We start from the raw sequence: 23330 nt of genomic DNA, 5'->3' as shown, positions 1-23330 counted from the left end.
CCTAGGTGATGGTTTCGATATGGTTAACGAAGGTTAAGAGGTCGTACAAAATCGCGAACATGAAAAAAATCGGCCTCGCGGGGCGAGGCCGATTTTCGTCAAAAGCCGCAGATTTCCGGATCGCTTACTGGCGATATTGCTGAATGCGGGTGGTGCGAAGACCCGCCAGACCATGCTGGTCGATGGAAAACTGCCAGGAGAGGAATTCGTCGACCGTCAGGGTATAACGGCTGCAGGCCTCCTCGAGCGAGAGAAGTCCACCACGCACGGCGGCGACGACTTCGGCCTTGCGGCGGATGACCCAGCGTTTGGTGCCGGGTGCTGGCAGATCCGCGATCGTCAACGGACTGCCGTCCGGCCCGATGACGTATTTTACCCTCGGGCGATGGGGTTCTGTCATGGCGTACTCACAAACTCTCAACCACTGAACTCACGCCGTAACCGTAACCCCCGCGGCTTAAAAATCCGCTAAGCCTAAGGCTTCAATACAATTCTCGTTGAAAATGGCCGAAGCGGCGCCGTCTCGGCCGGCGGGACGGGGGCGTCCGGGCCGGTCGAGGGGGTCTTTGTAAATACTTTACTAACGAATGGAGCCTGCGCGCGGTGGCGCGAGGCCCTCAGCTGTCATCCCGGGGCGCGCGGAGCGCGAGCCCGGGATCCATACCGCATGATCTCTCGATGAGGCGCGGTCGCAGTACCAAGAAAAACTTCCTAACTACGAGTCTTCGCCAAATGTTGTCCTGGGGTTATGATCCCCGCCCCCGTGCGCAATTGCGCAACTAGGCGGGGATGACAGCGAGTGTGTGGCGAGCCCTCGCGCCCCTTTAATTGCTGCCGGTCGCGATGATGCTCTTGACCTGGCTGAGCGTGTAGCTGGCGCCATCGATGGTCAGCAGCGGCGGCGACTGGGTCAGGTCGACGGACGACACGGTGCCCTGCACCTGCGCGGCGATGCCGACATTGTTGTTCGCCACGTCCTTGCCGGTTGCCGAGATCGTGTACTTGCCGTCGGGCCATTGCGTGCCGTCATTGCCCTGGCCGTTCCAGGTGAAGGGAACGTCGGTGCCGGCGGCGGCGGTGTATTTGCCGGTGAACACGGTCTGGCCGCTGGCATTGGCGACGGTGATCTCGACGGTCGAATCCGTGGGCACGTTGAGATGCCAGGTCGCCGAGGAGTTCTTCATGGTCGCGGTCGAGCCGTCGACCAGGGCGGTCTTGCCGACAAAGCCCAGCGCCTGGGTCGCCTGCGTGGTCTGCTGCAGGGTGACGAGCTGGGACAGCGCATCGTTGGTCTTGAGCTGCTGCTCGACGCCCGCGAACTGCACCAGCTGCTGGGTGAACTGGTTGGTGTCGAGCGGATCCAGCGGGTTCTGGTTCTGCAACTGCGTGGTCAGCAGCGTCAGGAAGGTCTGGAAGTTGCCGGCGAGCGTCGATCCCGTGGTCGAGCTCAGCGAGTTCGACGAAGAGGATTTTGGCAGCTCGGTCGTCCCGGAGACGACGGTGGGGGCGGTGGCGGCATTCGTGGTGGTCATGATCGAATACTCCTCACACTCTGATGTCGACGCCGCTGCTCGAACCGAGCATGCGGCCGTAGCTGCGTCCCACGGGCGCGGCGGAAACGCTGTCGTCCTCGCTGATGATCAGCCGGCGGGCATTGCCGCCATTGTCGTTGCTCTGGCCGGAATTCTGGCCCGATGAATTCTGGTCGCGCAGGCTGAACGACAATCCGTTGCTGCCGGTCTTGAGGCCGGCATCGTCGAGCGCGCGCTGCAATTGCGGCGCGTCCTGGCGCAGCATCTGCAGCGTCTCCGGCTTCTCCACGGTGAGATGCGAGGTGACGTTGCCGGCGCGGTCGACGTTGATGCGCACATCGATGCGGCCGAGCTCGGCCGGATCGAGGCTGATGTCGAAGCGGGATTTGCCGGAGCGGATCGCGGCCGCGATCTCGACCGGCACGCCGTTGATCGGCACGGCCGTGTTGGTGGCGGCGGTCGCGGTCAGCGTCGCGGTCGATGCGGACGCGGTCGATGTGGTGTTCGTCAGCGGCGCCTGCACGGCCGAAGCGGCCTGGGCGCTGGTGTCGGTCGGGGCGACCAGACCTTGCGTGCCTGCATGAGCGGGCGTGGTCGGCGCGCCCTGGGTCGCGTCGGCGGTGCGGTCGGCCGCACCCGGCTTGGTCTCGGTCGCTGCGCCGTCTGCCTGCGGCTTGGCGACTTGCGGATGCGCGGCGGCATTGGCGGTCGTTGCGCCCGGCGCTTGCGCGGTGGCAGCGTTCGCCTTGCCGGTGTCCTGCCCGATATTGGAGACGTCGGACTGTCCTTGCGCAGTGGCGACGGCGGCCTGGAACGAGGTCTTCGGCGTGCCCTGATTGGCGGGGACCAGTCCGGCGCTCGGCTTGGTGTCGGTCGCGGCCGCATCGGTTGCGCCGGTGGCGGCATCGCCCAGCGCCGCCGAGGTGTCGGCGTCGACCTTGGCGCCGGCGGTCTTGGCGCTCTTGTCGCCCGGCGTGGCGGTGTCGGTCTTGCCGCCCGCGATCTGCGCCGCGGTCGAGGCGCTGGCGGCGATGCCGGCGGCGGCAATCGTCAGCGGTGAGGAGGTGGCGGCCTGGTTCGTCGCGGCGTTCGCATCGGTCGGGACGCTAGGTGCGGCAACCACGATCGCGTTCGGATCGGGCACGGCGGCCAGCGCCGCGTCGGCTGGCGCGGTTGCCGCGGCATCGACGGCGGCGGCGAGCCCATCGGTGGCCTCGGCCTTGTCGCCCTTGGTCTCGTCGGCCGATTTGGCGTCCGACGTCTCGGACTTGTCCTTGGCCTTATCCTTGGCCTGGAGCTTGTCTTTGTTGGCGTCCTTGGCCGGATCGGTGGTTGTGTCGCTCGCCTTGTCGTCCCTGGCGGGGGCGGACGTGTCGGTGTCGTCGCTCGCCTTGCTCTGCGCGGGTTGATCCGTGGACGAGGTGTCGCGCGGGCCCTTGTCGGCAGAGGACGAATCGCTCCGCCGCGGCGCGTTGTCCTGCGCGGCGTCCTTGGTGCTGATCGCCTGGGTGTTGCTGTCGACCAGCGACCCGAAGGAGTCGGGCGCCTGCTGCGCGTCCTTGGTGCTCTGCGACCGGGCAGGCTTTTGCTGCGTGCTCGAGACTTGCACGCTGGCCACGACATCTGACGTACGACTGACCACAGGCGACCCCTTGGAAACAAACTTCGGCATCAAGGGGAGCAAGGAGCGGGCCAGTGCTGTTTTATGTCATTTTATATAGCAAAATCAACGACTTGAAGATTCGTGACCGAGCCTGCGGGGCCCGCCGCAACCCCGCCATTTCTGCCTCCCCGGCAAGAATTGCCCTAAGCTGGCCGCCGTGCGTGATTGCTTCACCGGAATGCCGCCTATATTAAAGAGGTTACTCTCAGCCGCTTTCGACCGGGCCGCCGTGCCTTTCGGGAACCGAAGTTCCCGGGGATCGCCGATGTCCCGCGAGAGGCAAGAAATCGCGGATCGCCGCACGCCGCCGTCAAACCCCTTAAGGCCCATGCTCAACAGTCTGGATCTCGAAGGCCGTCCTGAGGACACCAGGGTCGTCGTCGCCATGTCGGGCGGCGTCGATTCCTCGACGACGGCTGCGCTTCTGAAGGCGGAAGGCTACGACGTCGTCGGCATCACGCTGCAGCTCTACGACCACGGCGCTGCGACCCACCGCAAGGGCGCCTGCTGCGCCGGCCAGGACATCCACGACGCACGCGACGTCGCCGCCAAGCTCGGCATTCCCCATTACGTGCTCGACTACGAGGATCGCTTTCGCGAATCCGTCATCGACAATTTCGCCGACAGCTACGCGCTCGGCGAGACGCCGGTGCCGTGCATCGAGTGCAACCGCTCGGTAAAATTCCGCGACCTCCTGAAGACCGCGCGCGAGCTCGGGGCGCAGGCGCTTGCCACCGGCCATTACGTCGCCTCGCGCCGCCGCGAGGACGGCTCGCGCGCGCTGGTCTGCGCGGCCGACGCCGACCGCGACCAGAGCTATTTCCTGTTCGCGACGACGCAAGAGCAGCTCGACTTCCTGCGCTTTCCGCTCGGCGACATGACCAAGCCCGAGACGCGCGAGCTCGCGCGCCGCTTTGGCCTTAGCGTCGCCGACAAGCACGACAGCCAGGACATCTGCTTCGTGCCGACCGGCCGCTACACCGACATCATCACCCGCCTGCGGCCGAACGCGATGGACCCCGGCGAGATCGTCGATCTCGAGGGCCGCGTGCTCGGCCGGCACAACGGCATCGCCAATTTCACCGTCGGCCAGCGCCGCGGCCTCGGCATCGCCGCCCACGCGCCGCTGTTCGTGGTGCGGCTGGAGGCAGCTCACCGCCGTGTCGTCGTCGGCCCGCGCGATGCCCTGAAGATGCATCGCATCGCACTTCGCGACGTCAACTGGATCGGCGGCGGCGACATCGACCGCGCCATCGGCGGCGGCCTCGAGCTGTTCGTGCGCGTGCGTTCGACACGCGCGCCGCAGCCGGCGTGGCTGCGCGGCAGCGATGGCCATTACGAGGTCGAGCTCGTCGCCGGCGAAGAGGGCGTCTCGCCCGGCCAGGCCTGCGTGTTCTACGATGCGCCTTCGGGGCAGGCGCGCGTGCTCGGCGGCGGCTTCATCCAAAGCGCAGCCGCGAAGGTCGGAGCCGCGCCATCGCGCCCGCTCGCGGAAGCCGTGCGCGGCTAATCATCATGAGATCGGACCGCATTCTCGCGACACCGGAGGTGCGCCCCCTCTCCCGCCTGCGGGAGAGGGTTGGGGAGAGGGCTCTCTCAACACGCGATATATTGCGAGCGGAAAGAACCCTCACCCGCCACGCTCTTGCGAGCGTGGCGACCTCTCCCGCACGCGGGAGAGGCGCTCGACCGCGCGCGGGGCTGACTTCGATCTCACCACTAGACAATTCTCTCTAGAGTTTCGTGTAAGGGCAGGGGCATGGCAGCAGACATCTCGCGGGCCGGGGTCGAGAAGGCCTATGGCCGCTGGGCACCGGTCTACGATCTCGTGTTCGGCAAGGTGTTCGACGCCGGCCGGCAATCGACCATCGCGGAGGCCGACCGCATCGGCGGGCGCATCCTCGACGTCGGCGTCGGCACCGGCCTGTCGCTCTCGGATTATTCGCGCACCACCAAGATCTGCGGCGTCGACATCTCCGAGCCGATGCTGCGCAAGGCGCAACAGCGCGTGCGAACGCTGCGCCTCTCCAATGTCGAGGTGCTCTCGGTGATGGATGCGAAGAACCTCGCCTTCCCCGAGAACTTCTTCGACGCGGTGGTGGCGCAATACGTCATCACCGCCGTGCCCGATCCGGAAGGCACGCTCGACGAGTTCGTGCGCGTGCTCAAGCCCGGCGGCGAGCTGATCCTGGTCAACCACATCGGCGCCGAGAGCGGCCCGCGCAAACTGTTCGAGCTCGCCTTCGCCCCCATCGCGCGCCGCCTCGGCTGGCGCCCCGAATTCCCCTGGGCCCGCCTCGTCAACTGGGCCGCCAAGCACGGCGGCATCACGCTCACCGAGCGCAGGCCGATGCCGCCGATGGGGCACTTCTCGCTGATCCGCTACCGCAAATCGTGATGATGTGACGCGGGAACAGGGGGCGCCGCGCGCGCGTTCCCCTTCCATGCGCACGACAAACCTCATTCTTGCGGGCCTCCTGATCGCCGCTTCAGGCAGCGCGATCGCGCAGGCCCCGCCCGCCCCGGCGACGCCGCCGCAAGCGACCGCGCCGCCATCCCCGCAACATGCCGCCAACTGCATGCCGCAGGACCGGCCCAACCGCTCATCGGACGGCACCACCACCGGCCAGTCCCGGGAACCGCTCGGTGACAAGCTGGCCAAATCCGACGGCGTGCTCTGCCCGCCGGCCGGCGTCGACCCCGAGATGCACGCCCCGGCCCCCGACAGCGGCGGCAACACCCCGGTCATTCCGCCCCCCGGCAGCCCCGGCGGCGACCAGACCGTGCGGCCGAAATAAGAGATCTTCGCGCGTCCGCGATGCTTCGGCCTCTCCCCGCGTGCGGGGAGAGGCCGAAATCCGCGCAACAGCGCGGATTTCGGGTGAGGGGGACTCTCCGGGAGTCCTGGAGCGTTTTCGAGCGAAGTGGATACCGGTTCGCGTCAAGAAAACGCGTCTAAACGAGAATCTGGAGCTCCGTTCCGATTCCATCGGAACGGGAAAGGCTCTGGTGCTCGAAAACGGGCAAATCCGCCGCCAAAATCGCCCGCTTTTCCACCGAAACGCCTTGTCCCGCCGAAGCTTTAGCAAACGCGGATTGACTTCCCGGCTCCCCCTTTATTATATGCCGCGCGTTCGCGAGATCGGCCTTCACCGCCGTTCGCGACCCTGTGGCGGGGTAGCTCAGCTGGTTAGAGCACGGGAATCATAATCCTGGGGTCGGGGGTTCGAGTCCCTCTCCCGCTACCAATTCCCCGAGCTTCGGATGGCCGGCCTTCACGAGGTGTTGCACGACCTGCTTCGCGTCGCGCGGGTTCACTTGCTCTTCGTCTTGGGCTTCTTTTTTGGCGCCGGGCCCGCTGCGGCTTCCCGCGCCAGCCGCTCTGCCTTCAGCCGCTCTCGATTTCGAGCAAAGGCCTCCTCGGCGAGCGCGTGCTCGGACATTGCCTTCACTGCATCGACCTGGCGGAAGGCCTTGCGCGCTTCGCGCTCCGCTTTGCTGATCGGCTTCCGCGGTTGGTATTCATCCGTTGGTTTTGTCATCTCGTCTCGATCCAAACGCTGCTCGACAGTCGGGTCAATTCTTGCTTGCCGGCCCGGCTTCTCGCGCCAGGCGCTCCGCTCTGAGACGCTTGTGGTTTTCCTGAAACTCCGGATCGGCGTGGCTGTCCGCTATCACTTGCCGCGCCCCGATAGGATTTTGCGCCTTGCGGTCCGCTTCATCCGCGACCTGTTGTTCGGCGGAGCGCTTCTGTTTGGCCATTGCGCGATCCTTGCATCTGCGATTTGTCCAGAACTATTCAAGTGATTCCCGGGAACAATAGACGCTTGTCGCGCAGGCGGCGACCTCAAAGACGCAGGATGCCCAGCCCAGCGGTTCCAGCGCACCGGTGAAACAGCCGCACGAACGGTTCTGGTGGGGAGATCGCAAAAGGGCGACGAACCCGCCCCCAGCCTTGGGGACAAGGCTGGACAGGGCCGGACCGCGCGGCGCTGCGCCTGCTTTTGTGAGCCTGAACGGGAAGCAATGGTTACATTGCGTCACAGCATGCTCTACGCTAGGGCGACCGTAGACGATTTGAGAGGTGAGCCCATGTCATATGCCTATAAGCCGAATGAAGACGTACGCCACCAGCCCCAAGGTCCACAAGGACGTGCAGCAAGCGATCCGGCAATGATCTACACCGTCGTTCAATGCATGCCCATCGAGGCAGATGGACGTCTTCGATATCGCATCAAGAGCAAGTCGGGGAATGTCGAGCGAGTCGTAACGGAAGAGCAGCTGTCGGACTTGCAGTGATCTGGCGCGCGTGCTGGCAGGAGGAGTGTCGTCGTGCTGAATGATCGAGAAAAGATCCTGATGGCGCTTCGAGAGAAGCCGCTCAAAGTCTACGAGGTCATGAAGCGCGCCAATGTCGCGAACGAGGAAGCCTGCCAGTCCCTCCTGTTGAAGATGCGAGACGAAGGCTCGGTGAAGTTCGATATCCACAAAGGGCGATGGCACGTCGGATGAGCCCCGTGCCTGCGTCGCCCCTTCCACGAGGTGTCGCACGACCTGCTTCGTGTCCTGACCGTCGCGTCGTGGGGATGCGGCGTTGTGATCCTGGCGATGGCGGGACGACTGGCCCTGGCGAGAGCCGGCGCGATGCCCGGGTGGCGGGGTCCGCTGACGCTCAGGCATCCCTTGGCAGGCGAGCTCTCGGACGAAGTCCACGCGTCCAACCGTCGGTTTACTCGCCTCATGCCCGCGCTCGTCGCGGTTCTGGGCATCGGCGCTCTCCTGTTCTGGCTGGACACCGTGTTCTTTCCAGTCGCCATCAATTGATGAGGTCTTGGTCGCCGGTTGCGCGCGGCGAGGAACTTGCGCGCCCGATCGACGCTTGAATCCGCGGGCCAGAGTCGCCGCCGATTGCTGGCCTGCACGGCCCGCCTCCAAGCCCCCCATGCCCCCCAGGGTGGGCCGTGCTTTTCAGGAGGAGACGAGGATCCGGAAGTCAGAGCGGTGATCGTCGAGGCCGACACGACGTGGCACCAGCGCGATGCGATGGTTCCTGGGATGGGGTGAGCGAAGCGTAACCCATCATGCCCCTTCCTGCTCGGACCTGAATGCGCTTCGCTCGGTCCATTCCGTGCCTGCTGCCGAAGGAACGGACCATCCCGGCAAGGCATTCACTGTCTGACCAAGACGGGCTCTGACGACAGCAGCATCCGCGGTGGACGAGCAGAAGAGGATAGAGCACCAGATCGAACTCGCCACGCGAGCGGCCGCGCTCGTCAAGGACGAACCCACCGGCCATCGCTTCCGCGGCTTTGCCGAGGAGCTGAAACGAAAGCTCCGCCGCATGATGCGCCGCGGCCAGGTCCGCGCCCGCGCCTACGAACTCTGGGAGCGGGCGGGACGGCCGGCAGATCGCGAGCTGGAGTTCTGGCTCGAAGCGGAGCGGCAACTGGAGGAGGAGTGGGAGGAGCGGAAGGGTGTAGGCGATTCTTCTTAGGCGACAGCTGCCGGGCTCGATCGAACGAGCGCCCCGGCCAGCGTCGTCATGCCCGTGCTGTCCCGCCCGCCTGCGGGCCGAAGCCCTTTGGCGCGGCGAACGCCCGGCATCCACGTTCTCGTGCCGGAACGCAACAAAGAAGAAAGCCGCCGGGCTCATCACCCAGGCGGCCTCTAAAAGTCCGGAGCTGTCGATCGTCGCCGCAGCCTCACGCGTACCGCCGTTACCTTGTTTGCGGCCATGCCTGATCCTCGTACGCCAAGGCGTGTGATTCCGCTGTGATCTGAAGCACACATTGCACAGTTGGTGCGAGGCCGGGTGCCGCGTGAGGACTCGATACGGTGGAGCGGGTGGAGCCCTTGCGGAAGCCCATCATGGCTCGGCAGCGGAAACCTTCGTCCAGGTTTCCATCCAGAAGAAATCGGTGACTGTGACTGACATTACGCGCAGCGGCTTTCTGACGCACGCCCTCGGCGCACGGTTCCGTTTCCGCCGTTCGAGCCCGGCACGGCAAGTGCGCTTTGCTCGCGTGCGTCGAACGGCTCACGCAACCACCTGAGCGATGTAACGAGATTTGCCTAGCGTTCAGCGCGACATATCAAGCAAGCTCGCGCGCTGTTCCAGCGTCGTCGTCGTCGAATGCGTCAAATGCGAGCGGTCGCCGCGACCGCAATTCGCATTCTGCCTATGGGCTATCTCACACTTTGAAGATTAGCGGCTCACAATTTGCTGACGCGATGCCGGGCGACATGCGTTGCTTTGTCTAATTCAGGTTGTATGGTGGCCGCGAGCATTTCGACTTGGTCGACGACGTGTGGGCGATGGGTGCTGTCCACATCGTTGGTGGTCTTGATCAGAAGAAGAGTGTTCGCCAGTGGGTGAAATGAGGGACGGAAGACAATGACCGAGGATAAGGACAATGTCGCTGCTCCACATCAATCTCTTCGGCGGTGTCGAGGTTATTTCTGCTTCCGGTGAGTCGGTATCGATCCCCAGCCGCAAGGCTGCAACTCTTCTGGGCTATGTCGCGCTCAGTTCCCCACGGGCCATTTCACGCGGCAAGCTCGCCACCCTGCTATGGGACGGTCACTTCAGCGATCGCGCGCGCGCCAGCCTTCGACAAGCCCTGCTCACGTTGCGGCGCGCGCTGCCGCAATATCCCGACGTGATCTCGGCCGATCGCGACGACATCCGTATCTGCCCGACCAAGATAAGTACCGATGTCGGGGAATTCGAGCGCCTGCTGAGGGAGGGCCATCCCGAACGGCTGGCCCGTGCGGCGGGGCTTTATCGAGGCGATCTTCTCGAGGGCACCAGCTCGACGTCCTGCCAATTCGAGTCCTGGCTGTCTGCCGAGCGCCAGCGGCTGAGGACACTGGCGATGCAGGCGCTTGCGGGCCTGCTGGATGCCGACAAGCGCGAACACATGGATATCGCGATCGCGCTCGCGCTGCGCATTCTCGCCATCGACCCGCTACAGGAGGGGGTCCATCGCATATTGATGCGCTGTTATGCGCAGCACGGTCGCCGAGCCGACGCCTTGCGTCAGTATGATCTTTGCCGCGCCGTGCTGTGGCGGGACGTTCGCGCGGTGCCGGACCAGGAGACCGAACAATTGCATCGCGAGATTCGCCGCATGGTCCATGCGTCCCAGCGATCCGCCTCGCTCAAATTGCCGCTCGCCAAAAACTTTGACGCAACTTTCACGCTCGGCGTGACGCCTGCATCACGATCCCTGTCGTAGCTCTAGCCACCCGCACAGTGATCGCGACTCCCTTCGGGAAGCGTGTGTCGCTCGCGGATCAGGCACTTCATCAGGAGACTTTGATCATGACTGGAACACAGCAGCAGTACGAGGATTACGGCCAACTGGACCCGCAGGGGATTTTCGGCTCCATCCTCGGCGGTGCGGCCGGACGCGTTATCGGTAATCTGCTCGGCGGCAAGAAGGGAAAGACCATCGGCGGTGTCGTCGGAAACATCGGCGGAGGTTTCCTGCCGTTTTCCGCCGGTCCGGACACGCAAGGTTCGGCGCAGGTCTCCGAGATGGAGCTGCAGAGCTTCTGGAGCGTGCTGAAGAAGATCGGCCAGGGCGTGCAGACCGGCGTGAACATCGGTCACCAGCTCGGCGTGTTCAGTGCCCAGCCCGGTCTGCAGCCGGCAGCAAGCGCGCCGCCGACCGACATGGAGCTGCAGAGCTTCTGGAGCGTCTTGAAGAAGATCGGCCAGGGCGTGCAGACCGGCGTGAATATCGGTCACCAGCTCGGCGTGTTCAGTGCCCAGCCCGGCCTGGAGCCGGCAGCAAGCGCGCCGCCGTCCGACATGGAGCTGCAGAGCTTCTGGAGCGTGCTGAAGAAGATCGGCCAAGGCGTGCAGACCGGCGTGAATATCGGTCACCAGCTCGGCGTGTTCAGTGCCCAGCCCGGCCTGGAGCCGGCCGCGGCCGCGCAGCCGACCGACATGGAGCTGCAGAGCTTCTGGAGCGTGCTGAAGAAGATCGGTCGGGGTGCCCAGACCGGCCTGGATATCGGCCATCAGCTCGGCGTGTTCAGCGCCGGCCAGCCCGGTCTGCAGCCGGCAGCAAACGCGCCGCCGACCGACATGGAGCTGCAGAGCTTCTGGAGCGTGCTGAAGAAGATCGGGCAGGGCGTGCAGACCGGTGTGAACATCGGCCACCAGCTCGGCGTGTTCAGCGCCGGCCAGCCCGGCATGCAGCCGGCAGCAAGCGCACAGCCGACCGACATGGAGCTGCAGAGCTTCTGGAGCGTGCTCAAGAAGATCGGCCAGGGCGCCCAGACCGGCCTCGATATCGGCCGTCAGCTCGGTGTCTTCAACGCCGGTCAGCCCGGCACGATGCACTAGACCCCACACGCACGAGGCGGGCGCAAGCCCGCCTCTGCGCACAGAATGGATGGAAGCCAGATGGCGGATTCAAACACGTCGCAGCAATTCATCGTGCAGGGAGACCCGGTCCGATCCGGTCAGCTCAACGAACACCTGCGGCTTGAAACCGGCGTGACGCGAATAGCGCAGGTCGCTCCCGACGTCGTCATCCTGTCGATGACGAAGACACAGGCCGATCGCCTGAAGTCGACGTTTGCCACGCTCGTGGTCGAACCGAATTCAGCGCTGAAGCCGTTCGATGCCGACTGATTTCGGTGGGCAAACATTGGACACGCAAAACATCAAGGAGGCTGCAATGGCCACGAGAGGCAAACCAGGAACGTCCGGGCAACGCGAGCACGATGCGACCGAAGCGGCGGCAATCGGCAACGGCGTGGATCCGGGACACGGTGCCGGCCCGTCACCGGCGTCGGACCAGGGGCCCGCAACGATCGTATCGCGCAAATCGCAATTCATGATCGCGCCGCAGCAGCAGCCCGGGCTTGCGACCTTCAGCGTCGACTTCCTGACCCAGCAGCTCACCAACAGCCCCGACATCGAAGTGGTGAAGACGGTCTCTCCGCCGCGCCTGTTCGGATTTCAGAGCGCGGAGCTCGGACAGGTGCCGCTCAGTCCGCTGGTTCTCGCCAAGATGACGCCCGACAAGGCCAAGCTGCTGCAGACCCAGGCCCAAGGGCGTTGCGCGGTGGAGCGTGACGAGCGGCTGACCTACATGCTCGACCCGACCACGCCGCAGCTTCCCAATCCGGGCGTGCTGACGCCGCTGGCCGACGGCTTCACCGCGACGATCGAGGTGTTGGGCCAGGACGGCCCGCTGCCCGAAGCCGAGGTCTATGTGTTCGGCAGCATGTGGCCGGCACAGGGCATCACCGACGCCACCGGCCGTGCCACGGTGACCCTGCAGGGCGAAACGCCGGAAACCATTCGCTCGATCCTCGTCAAACCGAAAATCGACTACTGGACCTTCTGGCTCGATCGTCCGCAGCTCGTTCCCAACAGCGTCAACCGGATCGCCGTGAGGGCGCTCGGCGCAGTCCTGCGAAACTTCCCCGGCCAGCAATTGATGGGGTGGGGTGAGCGCGCGATGGGCCTCGATCGTCTGCCGCCGTCCTATGACGGTAGCGGTATCAAGATTGCGATCATCGATTCCGGCCTGGCGCCGACCCATCGCAATCTGCACGGCATCACGGAAGGCACCAGCATCGTCGGCAATGACAAGGCGGCGTGGACCGTCGACACGATCGGCCATGGCTCGCATTGCGCCGGGATCATCGCCGGCGGTCCGGTCGGCGCCGGCGGCGGAATCCGCGGCTTCGCTCCCGCGGCGGAGATCCATGTCTGCCGCATCTTCCCCGGCGGCCGGTTCAGCGATCTCGTCGCTGCGCTCGATTACTGCATGGAGCACGGCATCGACGTCGTCAACATGAGCCTGGGCGGCGGCGACCCCTCGCAGATCATCGAGGAACGCATCATCCGCGCCAAGCAGATGGGCATGGCCTGCATCATCGCTGCCGGCAATTCGTCGGGGCCGGTGCAGTTTCCGGCGTCGACGCCGCATTGCCTGGCGGTCGCCGCGCTGGGCAAGTGGGGCGAATTCCCCGATGACAGCTATCATTCGCAGCAGGCCCTCGACGGCTTCCAGAGCCGCGACGGATATTTCCCGGCAAAGTTCTCCTGCTTCGGACCGGAGGTCGACGTCTGCGCGCCCGGCGTCGGCATCGTCTCGTCGCTTCCCGCCGATGGCTTCGGCGCATGGGACGGCACCTCGATGGCGACGCCGCATGTCACGGGCCTCGCCGCGCTCGTGCTGGCGCATCATCGGGACTTCACCAAGGGCAACTTCCAGAATCGCGATGCACGCCGCGTCGAGCGGCTGTTCCAGATCCTGAAGGAAACCGCGACGCCGCTGCAATTCGGCGACCCCAACCGGACCGGCGCGGGACTGCCGAACGCGATGCGGGCGCTCGGCCTCGAAACCGGAATCGCCCCGGTCGCCGCCGCTGCGTCCGCAACCGATCCGTCGCTGGCGACGCTGCGTCGCCTGCTCGGATTGCCGCCGGCCGAAGCACCGAGCATGGTCCCGGCGAGCGCCCCTGCGCCGCAATCCGCCGCGCCGATGCAGGCCAGCGCGAGCAACGTGGCGCGCGGTCCGGCCCAAACGGCAGGCGCGATGACGCTGCAGTCCGTCGATCCCACGCAAAGCGGCTCGAGCTACGTCGCCCGCGGTCCCGCACAGACGGCGAACGAGGTGTTCGTCCCCACCATGATGGATCCCGATCCGGCTCAGATCCGGGAGATCATGCACAAGGTCGGATTGCTGTAACGCGCGCCGACGCGAATGAGGGATAAGGGGCACAGCGGCAACCGCCGCTGTGCCCCGCGCGTTTGCTGCGTCGTGATGGGGAGCGTGGAAGAGCGTAGGCCGTAGGATGGGTTGAGCCCTTGCGAAACCCATCACGTGCCGGCATCGGGAATGATGATGGGTTTCGTTTTGCTCTACCCATCCTACGCGCGCATGCAGGCTATAGCGGATTTGAGCGCAATTGCTCTAAGTTGCCTTCGGTTATTCGTCCGACGACGATTAGGTATCGTGGCATACCCATAAACGCAAAAAGGCGGATCGCGACGAGCAGATAAGGCACGCCATTTAGATCACAAGCCTGAGGGTAAACGTGGTGCAGGGTAGTCGGCTGATCCACCAACAGAGCGCCGCTCTTATCGCCACCTACGTAGTATGGTGCATAGTCGCACTTCCCTAAGATGATGTCAGATAAGCAAGGGATGAATGAAGCCTCGCCGAACTTTGCAACCGCGTAGCTGTGAGCAATCTTGGCGAGCATCCTAGCGTATTCGCGTGGCGCAACGCGACCGAGTTTTAGTGCGATGCCTTCCGGTAGCTGCTTTTCGAGCTCGCCTATTGGATATCGGACGATTGGCCTTCCAACAAACTCTGTCGTTGGTCGAGCCTGACGAAGTAAGCCCGCTGCTTCTAGGTCGAATCCTAGGCAGACCATGGGAAATTCGTCGAGCGGCACCGTCAGCGTTTCCATCCTACCATCATCTCGATGGTTCGTCGTCCGCTCGGTAGTGGTTTTGAGCTTGCGTCGGCTCCTTAGTTTAAGTTTAGCTCGTAGTGGGCCCAAAGTGCCTTGTAGACATAACCCTTCAAACCGCTTTGTAATGTCGGCGCATCTGTCGCAACTTGCCTTTGGCAAGAACCAATCTCCGCCCCTCGGCTGTAATCCAAGAGGAACAATGTGTTCATCGGATAGGTTGTCAGACGAGCCACAATAGATGCAATGACCGACAGCCTTGTATTTTTCAGCCGACCATAAGAGCACAGTCGACGGGGAGCCGGGATTCTTAGCCATGAATTCGATCTGCTAGTTGGAAATTTGAAGACTAGAGGCCATCAGTGGCGGCTTCTAGAACTGTCTTAATCGTCAATACCGCCGTGCCACGGGCACGTGCCGCAGCGCTGCTACTACTATTCAAAGCGTCGCTGCAGGTCGTAGGATGGGTAGAGCTCTTGCGAGGCCCATCACGTTTCAACGCCCGGTGGCATCGATGGGTTTCGCTTCGCTCTACCCATCCTACGAGCTGGTGGTCGAAGCCTGCCCTGTTCACGTATTCCTCGTACTGTCTGCCGAGCGCCCGGAAGCTCTCCCCCAAGTCCGACAACTCTACGGGCCTCCTGTTGTCGTATTTGACCTCGAAGGCAACGCTCTTGTCGTCGATCGCATGCGTCCTCCCAGTTACACGCTTAGCGAGTGTTCCACGTCCACGGGCTAGGTCAAGGGCGAGAGACTGTTGCCAACAAGAGCGCCCCTGTTTCCCCCTCCGTCAACCCCTCCCCGCAAAAATATTCCGCTTTACCGAAATTCGGTTTTGTCGTATGTGTCGCTCATCCCGGCTCACCCAAGAGGGGCGACTTGTGGTCGTCTTGTTCGCGAGCCGGGCTTGCGGTGGACGCGGCAGCGTCGGCATGAGAGGTGCGGGCAGGGCGGGTAGTCCCTGTGAGCCCGTAACCGCGTGCGGACGACGGCGCTGCTAGGCTTCGTCTCGTCTGTAAGTTTCCGGCTTCGTCGACAGGGCCGGGAATACTGCGGCGACATGGCGGGCCGTGCGTACGGCAAAACCGTGTGGTCCTGGCCGTCGTTGCCACGGTCAAGTTCTGCGAAGGTGCGAGCGAGCCCAACCGGGCAGACTGCATCGTCCAAATTCGCAGGGCGAGGGAGGCCAAAAGGAATGGTCGGCTCCCGGGAGATCACGGCATAAGCCGTCCAGCCACTGCGCAGGGAAGGCCGAGTGATCGGCGACACCTGTATGCTGCTGTGCGGTCTTTTTTGCGCGTGCCTTTCGCGCAGCAGACCGCGGGTGCCTGTCGGCACCCGGCCTTCCCTGCGCCCTCTTGGCTCAAGAGGGTGAAGTGACGAAGCAAAGCTCGGGCGAAACGTGCCGCGAGGCTGCGAAGGCGTGTCTGCAAGCCGAGCTGCGTGCCACAAGCTCGATCTCGTAGAGTGGGCAGAGCGCAAGCGTGCCCACGCCCTGTTGCTTATGGAAGGAGATCGTGGGCACGGCGCGTTGCGCCTTTGCCCACCCGGCAGTCAGCATTGATGATGCAGGCTCAAACTCATGACCGTCACCCTAAGGTGCTCGCCATGCAAGGCAAGGCTCGGCCTGCGATTCGTGCACATCGCAAGCCTCGCACGTCCAGCGACAACAGCTTTGCGGTCGCGCGGGTATGACGGTTCTCTGGGCCCGGGACTTTCGCTGCAGCCACCCACCCAGGGAACGCCGCCCTCTCGCGCGTGTTGTGCCCTTGGCGGAGCCCCGGCCGATGCTATGGTGTCCGCTATCTCTGTGATGACAGGACGAGGACATTCCAGTGGCTGACGTTCATCCCGCGGCGGGCAAGCAGGCTTCGCCGGACGCGCTCACCAATATTCCGCGGCTGGTGACGGCTTATTTCGCCGGCAAGCCCGATGCCGCGGATCCCGCGCAGCGCGTGGCGTTCGGCACCTCCGGCCATCGCGGCACCTCGTTCAAGAATACCTTCAACGAGGACCACATCCTCGCGACCACGCAGGCCATCTGTGACTACAGACACGAAAAAGGGTTGACCGGCCCGCTCTTCATCGGCATCGACACCCACGCGCTGGCCGAGCCGGCGCTCGCGAGCGCCGTCGAGGTGTTCGCGGCAAACGGCGTCGACATCATGATCGACAAGGACGGCGGCTACACGCCGACGCCCGTCATCTCACACGCGATCCTCACCCATAACAAGGGTCGCGCCAGCGGCCTTGCCGACGGCGTCGTCATCACGCCCTCGCACAATCCCCCCGAGGACGGCGGCTACAAATACAATCCGCCGCATGGCGGCCCCGCCGACACCGACGTCACGGGAATCGTCGAGAAGCGCGCCAATGCCTACCTCGCCGACAACCTCAAGGGCGTGAAGCGCATGGACTATGCGAAGGCGCGCAAGTCTTCGAACGTCCACGCCTATGACTTCGTCACGCCCTACGTCGCCGATCTCGGCAACGTGGTCGATCTCGAGCTGGTCAAATCCGCCGGCATCAAGATCGGCATCGATCCGCTCGGGGGCGCCGCCGTGCATTATTGGCATCCGATCATCGAGCGCTACGGCCTGAAGGCCACGGTGGTGAACGAGGCGATCGACCCGACTTTCCGCTTCATGACGGTGGATTGGGACGGCAAGATCCGCATGGACTGCTCCTCGCCCTATGCGATGGCGAGCCTGATCGGGATGCGCGACCGCTTCGACGTCGCCTTTGCCAACGACACCGATGCCGACCGCCACGGCATCGTGACGCGGTCCGGCGGCCTGATGAATCCGAACCATTATCTGGCGACCGCGATCTCCTATCTGTTCGCGCATCGTCCGAACTGGAGCAAGGATGCCGCGATCGGCAAGACCGTGGTGTCGAGCTCGATCATCGACCGCGTCGCCAAAAAGCTCGGGCGCAGGCTGGTCGAGACCCCGGTCGGCTTCAAATGGTTCGTCGATGGCCTCCTCACCGGCGGTTTCGGCTTCGGCGGCGAGGAGAGTGCAGGGGCCTCGTTCCTGCGCCGCGACGGCACGGTGTGGACGACCGACAAGGACGGAATCATCCTCGGCCTGCTCGCAGCCGAGATCATGGCCAGGACCGGCCGCGATCCCAGTCAGCTCTTCGGCGATCTCACCGCCGAGTTCGGCATGCCGCATTACGCGCGCATCGACGTCGCCGCGACCGGGCCGCAGAAGAACATCCTGAAATCCGTCACGCCCGAGCAGCTCGGCCTCAAGGACCTCGCCGGCGATCCGGTCCGCTCAACGCTGAGCAAGGCGCCCGGCAACGGCCAGCCGTTCGGCGGCATCAAGGTCGAGACCGATTTCGGCTGGTTCGCGGCGCGGCCGTCCGGGACGGAAGACGTCTACAAGATCTACGCCGAGAGCTTCCGCAGCCCTGAGCATTTGAAGCGGATCCAGGAAGAGGCGCAGGCGGGGCTGGCGAAGGTGTTCGGGGCGTAAGTTGTTCCAAGAGGTGCCGCTCTCTTACCCTCCCCTGGAGGGGGAGGGTCGATCGCGCGTAAGCGCGAGCGGGGTGGGGTGATCACTCCTCTTGGGCAGTGCCCGTGTGGAGAGATCACCCCACCCCGCTCCGCATTCCGCTTCGCTCCATGCGAAGCGACCCTCCCCCTCCAGGGGAGGGTCAGACGTGTCTGGGTAAGTCTGTATACATCGTTAGTGATAAAGGTATTATTATCCTCAAAATTTGGTCTTGAACGTTTCCCTCCCTCAGTTATTGTGTACACAGCGCATACATAAGCCGTGGGAGTGAGACCGATGACAAAGCCCTTCCCGATGAACGCCTGGTACGCCGCCGCTTGGGACGCCGATGTGAAGCCGGCGCTGCTGCCGCGGACGATCTGCGGCAAGCACGTCGTGATGTATCGTAAGGCCGACGGCTCGGTGGCCGCGCTCGAGGACGCCTGCTGGCACCGCCTGGTGCCGCTGTCGAAGGGGCGGCTTGAAGGCGACACCGTCGTCTGCGGGTATCACGGCCTCAAGTTCAACGCCCAGGGCCGCTGCACCTTCATGCCCTCGCAGGAGACCATCAACCCCTCGGCCTGCGTGCGCTCCTATCCGGTGGTCGAGCGTCATCGCTACGTCTGGCTCTGGATGGGCGATCCCGCGCTGGCCGATCCCGCGCTGGTCCCGGACATGCACTGGAATCACGATCCGGCCTGGGCGGGCGACGGCAAGACCATCCACGTCAAATGCGACTATCGCCTCGTGCTCGACAATCTCATGGATCTCACCCACGAGACCTTCGTGCACGGCTCCTCGATCGGCAATGACGCCGTCGCCGAGGCGCCATTCGACGTCACCCATGGCGAGAAGACGGTCACGGTGACGCGCTGGATGCGGAACATCGAGCCGCCGCCGTTCTGGGCCAAGCAGCTCGGCAAGCCGGGCCTGGTCGACCGCTGGCAGATCATCCGTTTCGAAGCACCGTGCACCATCGCGATCGACGTCGGCGTGGCGCCGACAGGCACCGGCGCGCCGGAGGGCGACCGCTCGCAGGGCGTCAACGGCTTCGTGCTCAACACCATCACGCCCGAGACCGAGAAGACCTGCCACTATTTCTGGTCCTTCGTGCGCAATTATCAGCTCGGCGAGCAGCGCATCACCTCCGAGATCCGCGAGGGCGTTTCCGGCATCTTCCGCGAGGACGAACTGATCCTCGAGGCGCAGCAGCGCGCCATGGACGAGAACCCCGATCGCATCTTCTACAACCTCAACATCGATGCCGGCGCGATGTGGACGCGCAAGCTGATCGACAGGATGGTGGCGAAGGAAAACGGGCCGCAGCGCCTTCAGGCCGCGGAGTAGATCATGGCCGAGCGTGAGGTCGACCGTTCCGTCTCGCAGACCGTGAAGGCGCAGCTCGCGCTGCGGGACCAGATCCTGTCGGGAAGCCTGCGTCCGGGCGAGCGCATCTCCGAGCTCCAGGCGGTGGAAACCACCGGCGCCTCGCGCACCCCGGTGCGCATGGCGCTGGTGCGGCTCGAGGAGGAGGGCCTGCTGGAGGCGATCCCCTCCGGCGGCTTCATGGTGAAGGCCTTTTCGGAGCGCGACATCTCCGATTCCATCGAGCTGCGCGGCACGCTGGAGGGCCTTGCCGCGCGCTTCGCCGCCGAGCGCGGCGTCTCCGCGCGCGAGCTCGAGCCCTTGAAGGAATGCCTGGCTGCGATCGACGACTTGCTGAGCCAGGTGCCGATCTCGATCGAAGCCTTCTCGTCCTATGTCACGCTGAACGCGCGCTTCCACGCGCTGCTGACGGAATTGTCGCGCAGCCCGCCCCTGATCCGGCAGATCGATCGCGCCTCGGCGCTGCCATTCGCCTCGCCAAGCGGTTTCGTGATGGCGCAGTCGGCATTGCCGGAAGCGCAGCAGATCCTGATCATCGGCCAGGAGCACCACCGCGTCGTGATCGACGCCATCGAGAACCGCGAAGGCGCGCGCGCCGAAGCCGTCATGCGCGAACATGCGCGGCTCGCCGTGCGCAATCTGCGGCTGGCGCTGCGCAACCGCACCCATCTCGACCTCCTGCCGGCGCTCGCGCTGATCAAGACCACAACCGATTGAGGGCAGCCGCCATGCGCTTCATCGAAACCTGGATTCCGGCAACGCTCGTCTCGATGCGCGACCTTGCGCCGGGCATTCGCGAATTCCTGATCCGGCCCGACCAGTTCGATGCCGCTGCGTATCCGGTCGGCAGCCACATCAATGTCAGCGTGACCGTCGACGGCCTGCCCGAGACGCGGTCCTATTCGCTGGTCGGCGAAGCCTGCTCGGCCGGCCTCAAGATCGCGGTGCGCCGGGCCGAGGATTCCCGCGGCGGCTCGCGCTACATGTGGCAGCTCGCGCCGGGCGCGCGGCTCGACATCACCCAGCCCGCCTCGCTGCTCGCGGTCGACTGGGCCCGCGAAAACTATTGCCTGATCGCCGGGGGCATCGGCATCACGCCGATCTTCGGCGCCGCGCAGGCGCTGGCGCGCCGCGGAGCAGGCGTCACGCTGCATTACGCAGTGCGCTCGCGCGCCGAAGCGGCCTATCTCGACGATCTCGCCGCCATGCTCGGTGACCGCCTGGTCGTCCATGCCGGCGATGAAGGCAAGCGGCTCGATCTCGACGCGCTGTTCGCGTCGGTCCCACGAGGCACGCTGGCCCTGTTCTGCGGCCCGATGCGCATGCTCGAGGCCGCGCGCCATGCCTGGATCGGCGCCGGCCATCCGCTGCCCGATCTCCGCTACGAGACATTCGGCTCCAGCGGCACGCTGCCGACCGAAACTTTTCGCGTGCGCCTGAAGGACTCCAACGTCGAGCTCGAAATCCCGCGCGAGCGCTCGATGCTCGATGTGCTCAACGCCAGCGGCTTTGAGGTGATATCCGACTGCAAGCGCGGCGAATGCGGCCTCTGCGCCATCGACGTCGTCGAGGTCGACGGCGAGATCGACCATCGCGACGTTTTCTTCAGCGACCACCAGAAAGAGAGTAACCAGAAGATCTGCGCCTGCGTTTCGCGCGCGCGGGGGACGATCACGGTGGACACGCTGCTGCGCGCGGATGCGATTTGACACCGGGCGCGGTCGTCATGTCGCGGCCATGACGCCGCGGGTGGCTTGGTAGCCTACGCCGCGTAAATGGCCCGAAGCTTTTTCGTCTCCAGCAGCGCCATGACGCCATCCGCCGACACCGGTCGGCTGATCAGATAACCCTGAACCTCGCCGCAATTGATCTGCCTGAGATATTCGAGCTGATCGGCAGTCTCGACGCCTTCGGCGACCACGCCGATGTTGAGGTCTCGCGCCAGGCCGATCACCGATTTCACGATCGCGGCGCAGTCCGGCTGCACCAGCATGTCGCGGATGAAGGACTGGTCGACCTTGATGCGGCTGAACGGCAGCTTGCGCAGATAAGTCAGGGAGGAGAAGCCCGTCCCGAAATCGTCCAGCGCCACGGTGACACCGAGCAGCAGCAGCGCGTTCAGGACCGGCTCGGCCGAGCCGTATTTGGACAGCAGCATCGATTCCGTGATCTCGATCTCGAGCCGGTGCGGAGCGATCTTCGCCTCGCTGAGCGCCTGCACGATGATCTGGAGGATGCCGGCGTTGTGAAATTGCGACGCGGAGAAATTCACGGCGACCCTGATCTCGTCGGGCCATTTGGCGATCGTCGCGCAGGCGCGGCGAATCACCCACTCGCCGATCTCGTGGATCAGCCCGGTCTCCTCCGCGATCGGAATGAATTCGCTCGGCAGCACCAGTCCGCGCTCGGGATGTCGCCAGCGCAGCAGCGCCTCGAAGCCGGTGATGCGGTCTTCATCGAGATCGAGGAACGGCTGAAACACGAGGAACAGCTCGTTCCGCGCGATGGCGCCTTGAAGGTCCGCTTGCAACGCCTTGCGGTCGCGGGATGAACGGTCGTCGGCTTCCTCGAAGAAGCAGACCGTGCCGGGCCCCGCCTTCTTGGCGCGATAGAGCGCGGCGTCGGCATTCTTCATCACGTCGAGCTGCGTGTTGCCGTCGCGTGGCGCCAGCACGATGCCGACGCTGGTCGCGCCGACGATCTGGCGGCCCTCGATGCGGAACGGTTCGGTGAAGGCCGCGACGAAGCGTTCGGCGATCTCGAGCGCGTCCTCGGGGCGCGCCAGGTTGGCCATCACCAGCGCAAACTCGTCGCCGCCGATGCGCGCGACATGCTCGGCCGGGCGCGTGCAGCGTCGCAGGCGGCTCGCGACCTGGACCAAAAATTCGTCGCCGGCGGGATGACCGAACTTGTCGTTGACCTCCTTGAAACGGTCGAGATCGAGCAGGAGAACCGCGAACTCCTCGCCTGACAATGTCAGCCGCTTGAGCGCGGCTTCGAGCGTCTCGTTGAAGGCGACGCGGTTGGGCAAATGGGTCAGCGGATCCAGCCGCACCGAGCGCTCGGCCTCGATCTGCCGCATCACGCGACGCGCGAAGGAGAACGAATTGACGAACACGCCGCGGATCAGAACGCTGCCATAGACCACGACGAGGAAGGCGATCAGGAGAAACGCCAGATCGCCGTTCCTGCCGAGGCAGATGGCGATGCCGACGAAGATGGGGGCAGTGAAGGCGATGGCGGCGATCGGGATGGTGGCGAAGGCCAGCGCACCGCCGGCCAGCATTCCCGAGCACAGGCAGGTGATGACGAGCTGGCCGCCGGTGGAGGCACCATTGAAGAAGGCGACCGGTACGATGCCCCAGGCGGCGCCGAGCACGAAGGCATTGCGCACCAGGCGGTGCATGGCGCGGCGCGAGACGAATTGCGGCTTGGTGATGCGGCGTGCCGCGCGGGACTGCAGGCCGAACGCGATCGCTGCGCCGGCCACGGCGGTGGCCCAGATCAGAGCGGAGATGCGGTCCGGTGATTGCCACAACGCGACGGCGAGCACGATGGCGTTGCAGGCATTGGCGAGCATGATGCCGACGGAATAGCCAAGCACGAGCGAGATCTGCTCGGCGCGGATATGGCCGGCCACGGCTTCGTCGGTTGCGGGACCGCCGAACGCCGACAGATCGCCGGCAAACAGCCGGGCGAAATAGGTGGTCAGTTGAGTCCGCATTCCAGAGCCTAGCAGCTTGGGCAGTTCGTCCAGCTCGGTGCGGAGAATTCGCCGCAAACCTTTGACGAACTATG

General features: G+C 64.7%; 21 protein-coding genes and 1 tRNA gene. 15 read left to right on the top strand and 7 right to left on the bottom strand.

The features are described 5' to 3' along the window. Positions 1 to 124: 124 nt before the first annotated feature. The 3 genes from sciP to TSA1_RS11230 form a co-directional block, all read right to left on the bottom strand. Entirely contained in the window at positions 125 to 400 is a 276-nt protein-coding gene (gene sciP, locus TSA1_RS11240; RefSeq protein WP_002714638.1) for a CtrA inhibitor SciP, read from the bottom strand. A 424-nt stretch (positions 401 to 824) separates the two neighbouring features. Beyond that, the gene (locus tag TSA1_RS11235) at positions 825 to 1532 is read right to left on the bottom strand and encodes a flagellar hook assembly protein FlgD (protein ID WP_100176405.1); all 708 of its coding nucleotides are present in this window, start codon (positions 1530 to 1532) and stop codon (positions 825 to 827) included. 13 nt (positions 1533 to 1545) lie between these two features. Beyond that, complete coding sequence (locus tag TSA1_RS11230; protein WP_100176404.1) at positions 1546 to 3174, bottom strand: flagellar hook-length control protein FliK; 1629 nt, start codon at positions 3172 to 3174, stop codon at positions 1546 to 1548. 349 nt (positions 3175 to 3523) lie between these two features. Between TSA1_RS11230 and mnmA the strand changes: the two genes are divergently transcribed. The 4 genes from mnmA (at position 3524) to TSA1_RS11200 (ending at position 6443) form a co-directional block, all read left to right on the top strand. Beyond that, positions 3524 to 4705 carry a tRNA 2-thiouridine(34) synthase MnmA gene (mnmA, locus tag TSA1_RS11225; protein WP_100176403.1) on the top strand — a complete coding sequence of 394 codons (1182 nt, stop codon included), beginning with the start codon at positions 3524 to 3526 and terminating at the stop codon, positions 4703 to 4705. A 249-nt stretch (positions 4706 to 4954) separates the two neighbouring features. After that, complete coding sequence (locus TSA1_RS11215) at positions 4955 to 5593, top strand: class I SAM-dependent methyltransferase (RefSeq protein ID WP_100176402.1); 639 nt, start codon at positions 4955 to 4957, stop codon at positions 5591 to 5593. Positions 5594 to 5639: 46 nt separating this feature from the next. Further along, positions 5640 to 5993: a hypothetical protein gene (locus TSA1_RS11210; protein ID WP_100176401.1), complete on the top strand. Its 354-nt coding sequence runs from the start codon at positions 5640 to 5642 to the stop codon at positions 5991 to 5993. Between the two features lie 373 nt (positions 5994 to 6366). Continuing rightward, positions 6367 to 6443 (top strand) — tRNA-Met (locus TSA1_RS11200). Between the two features lie 66 nt (positions 6444 to 6509). On the opposite strand, the gene TSA1_RS11195 is transcribed toward TSA1_RS11200, so the two are convergent. Together TSA1_RS11195 and TSA1_RS11190 are read right to left on the bottom strand one after the other, a co-directional pair. Further along, positions 6510 to 6737, bottom strand: coding sequence for a hypothetical protein (locus tag TSA1_RS11195; RefSeq protein ID WP_100176400.1), 228 nt, complete (start codon positions 6735 to 6737; stop codon positions 6510 to 6512). 34 nt (positions 6738 to 6771) lie between these two features. After that, positions 6772 to 6957 (bottom strand): hypothetical protein, encoded by a 186-nt coding sequence (locus tag TSA1_RS11190; protein ID WP_100176399.1) that lies wholly within the window; start codon positions 6955 to 6957, stop codon positions 6772 to 6774. A 570-nt stretch (positions 6958 to 7527) separates the two neighbouring features. Here TSA1_RS11190 and TSA1_RS11180 point away from each other — a divergent pair. The 7 genes from TSA1_RS11180 (at position 7528) to TSA1_RS11150 (ending at position 13916) form a co-directional block, all read left to right on the top strand. Further along, a complete protein-coding gene (locus TSA1_RS11180; protein WP_100176398.1) occupies positions 7528 to 7707 on the top strand; it encodes a hypothetical protein in 180 nt (59 codons plus the stop codon). Positions 7708 to 7791: 84 nt separating this feature from the next. Next, the gene (locus tag TSA1_RS11175) at positions 7792 to 8019 is read left to right on the top strand and encodes a hypothetical protein (RefSeq protein ID WP_145984298.1); all 228 of its coding nucleotides are present in this window, start codon (positions 7792 to 7794) and stop codon (positions 8017 to 8019) included. A gap of 388 nt (positions 8020 to 8407) precedes the next feature. Then, the gene (locus TSA1_RS11170; RefSeq protein ID WP_100176396.1) at positions 8408 to 8689 is read left to right on the top strand and encodes a DUF2934 domain-containing protein; all 282 of its coding nucleotides are present in this window, start codon (positions 8408 to 8410) and stop codon (positions 8687 to 8689) included. 919 nt (positions 8690 to 9608) lie between these two features. Continuing rightward, complete coding sequence (locus TSA1_RS11165; protein WP_100176395.1) at positions 9609 to 10433, top strand: AfsR/SARP family transcriptional regulator; 825 nt, start codon at positions 9609 to 9611, stop codon at positions 10431 to 10433. Positions 10434 to 10519: 86 nt separating this feature from the next. Then, positions 10520 to 11551, top strand: a complete 1032-nt coding sequence (locus TSA1_RS11160) for a hypothetical protein (protein ID WP_145984297.1) — start codon at positions 10520 to 10522, stop codon at positions 11549 to 11551. A gap of 60 nt (positions 11552 to 11611) precedes the next feature. Further along, complete coding sequence (locus TSA1_RS11155; RefSeq protein ID WP_097660188.1) at positions 11612 to 11842, top strand: hypothetical protein; 231 nt, start codon at positions 11612 to 11614, stop codon at positions 11840 to 11842. A 46-nt stretch (positions 11843 to 11888) separates the two neighbouring features. Next, positions 11889 to 13916: a S8 family serine peptidase gene (locus TSA1_RS11150; RefSeq protein WP_161497217.1), complete on the top strand. Its 2028-nt coding sequence runs from the start codon at positions 11889 to 11891 to the stop codon at positions 13914 to 13916. A 199-nt stretch (positions 13917 to 14115) separates the two neighbouring features. On the opposite strand, the gene TSA1_RS11145 is transcribed toward TSA1_RS11150, so the two are convergent. After that, positions 14116 to 14643 carry a hypothetical protein gene (locus TSA1_RS11145; protein ID WP_100176392.1) on the bottom strand — a complete coding sequence of 176 codons (528 nt, stop codon included), beginning with the start codon at positions 14641 to 14643 and terminating at the stop codon, positions 14116 to 14118. Positions 14644 to 16481: 1838 nt separating this feature from the next. Between TSA1_RS11145 and pgm the strand changes: the two genes are divergently transcribed. The 4 genes from pgm to TSA1_RS11120 all read left to right on the top strand — a co-directional run bounded on the left by pgm (position 16482) and on the right by TSA1_RS11120 (position 21241). Then, positions 16482 to 18128, top strand: a complete 1647-nt coding sequence (gene pgm / locus TSA1_RS11135) for a phosphoglucomutase (alpha-D-glucose-1,6-bisphosphate-dependent) (protein ID WP_100176391.1) — start codon at positions 16482 to 16484, stop codon at positions 18126 to 18128. A 315-nt stretch (positions 18129 to 18443) separates the two neighbouring features. Beyond that, positions 18444 to 19493 (top strand): aromatic ring-hydroxylating dioxygenase subunit alpha, encoded by a 1050-nt coding sequence (locus TSA1_RS11130; RefSeq protein ID WP_100181082.1) that lies wholly within the window; start codon positions 18444 to 18446, stop codon positions 19491 to 19493. A 3-nt stretch (positions 19494 to 19496) separates the two neighbouring features. Then, entirely contained in the window at positions 19497 to 20249 is a 753-nt protein-coding gene (locus TSA1_RS11125; protein ID WP_097662837.1) for a GntR family transcriptional regulator, read from the top strand. Positions 20250 to 20260: 11 nt separating this feature from the next. After that, a complete protein-coding gene (locus TSA1_RS11120; protein ID WP_100176390.1) occupies positions 20261 to 21241 on the top strand; it encodes a PDR/VanB family oxidoreductase in 981 nt (326 codons plus the stop codon). 53 nt (positions 21242 to 21294) lie between these two features. Here TSA1_RS11120 and TSA1_RS11115 read toward each other — a convergent pair whose 3' ends face one another. Further along, positions 21295 to 23256 carry a putative bifunctional diguanylate cyclase/phosphodiesterase gene (locus TSA1_RS11115; protein WP_100176389.1) on the bottom strand — a complete coding sequence of 654 codons (1962 nt, stop codon included), beginning with the start codon at positions 23254 to 23256 and terminating at the stop codon, positions 21295 to 21297. Between the last annotated feature and the right edge of the window lie 74 nt (positions 23257 to 23330).

Origin of the sequence: Bradyrhizobium nitroreducens (assembly GCF_002776695.1) — a bacterium.
GTDB classification, from domain to species: Bacteria; Pseudomonadota; Alphaproteobacteria; order Rhizobiales; family Xanthobacteraceae; genus Bradyrhizobium; species Bradyrhizobium nitroreducens.
This window is presented reverse-complemented; position numbering and strand designations above follow the sequence as displayed.

Excerpts from the sequence above, each read along its gene's own strand:
- sciP (WP_002714638.1), bottom strand. The coding sequence starts at position 400 with ATGACAGAACCCCATCGCCCGAGGGTAAAATACGTCATCGGGCCGGAC.
- TSA1_RS11235 (WP_100176405.1), bottom strand. The coding sequence starts at position 1,532 with ATGACCACCACGAATGCCGCCACCGCCCCCACCGTCGTCTCCGGGACG.
- mnmA (WP_100176403.1), top strand. The coding sequence starts at position 3,524 with ATGCTCAACAGTCTGGATCTCGAAGGCCGTCCTGAGGACACCAGGGTC.
- TSA1_RS11215 (WP_100176402.1), top strand. The coding sequence starts at position 4,955 with ATGGCAGCAGACATCTCGCGGGCCGGGGTCGAGAAGGCCTATGGCCGC.
- TSA1_RS11210 (WP_100176401.1), top strand. The coding sequence starts at position 5,640 with ATGCGCACGACAAACCTCATTCTTGCGGGCCTCCTGATCGCCGCTTCA.
- TSA1_RS11195 (WP_100176400.1), bottom strand. The coding sequence starts at position 6,737 with ATGACAAAACCAACGGATGAATACCAACCGCGGAAGCCGATCAGCAAA.
- TSA1_RS11190 (WP_100176399.1), bottom strand. The coding sequence starts at position 6,957 with ATGGCCAAACAGAAGCGCTCCGCCGAACAACAGGTCGCGGATGAAGCG.
- TSA1_RS11165 (WP_100176395.1), top strand. The coding sequence starts at position 9,609 with ATGTCGCTGCTCCACATCAATCTCTTCGGCGGTGTCGAGGTTATTTCT.
- TSA1_RS11160 (WP_145984297.1), top strand. The coding sequence starts at position 10,520 with ATGACTGGAACACAGCAGCAGTACGAGGATTACGGCCAACTGGACCCG.
- TSA1_RS11155 (WP_097660188.1), top strand. The coding sequence starts at position 11,612 with ATGGCGGATTCAAACACGTCGCAGCAATTCATCGTGCAGGGAGACCCG.
- TSA1_RS11150 (WP_161497217.1), top strand. The coding sequence starts at position 11,889 with ATGGCCACGAGAGGCAAACCAGGAACGTCCGGGCAACGCGAGCACGAT.
- TSA1_RS11145 (WP_100176392.1), bottom strand. The coding sequence starts at position 14,643 with ATGGAAACGCTGACGGTGCCGCTCGACGAATTTCCCATGGTCTGCCTA.
- TSA1_RS11130 (WP_100181082.1), top strand. The coding sequence starts at position 18,444 with ATGACAAAGCCCTTCCCGATGAACGCCTGGTACGCCGCCGCTTGGGAC.
- TSA1_RS11125 (WP_097662837.1), top strand. The coding sequence starts at position 19,497 with ATGGCCGAGCGTGAGGTCGACCGTTCCGTCTCGCAGACCGTGAAGGCG.
- TSA1_RS11120 (WP_100176390.1), top strand. The coding sequence starts at position 20,261 with ATGCGCTTCATCGAAACCTGGATTCCGGCAACGCTCGTCTCGATGCGC.
- TSA1_RS11115 (WP_100176389.1), bottom strand. The coding sequence starts at position 23,256 with ATGCGGACTCAACTGACCACCTATTTCGCCCGGCTGTTTGCCGGCGAT.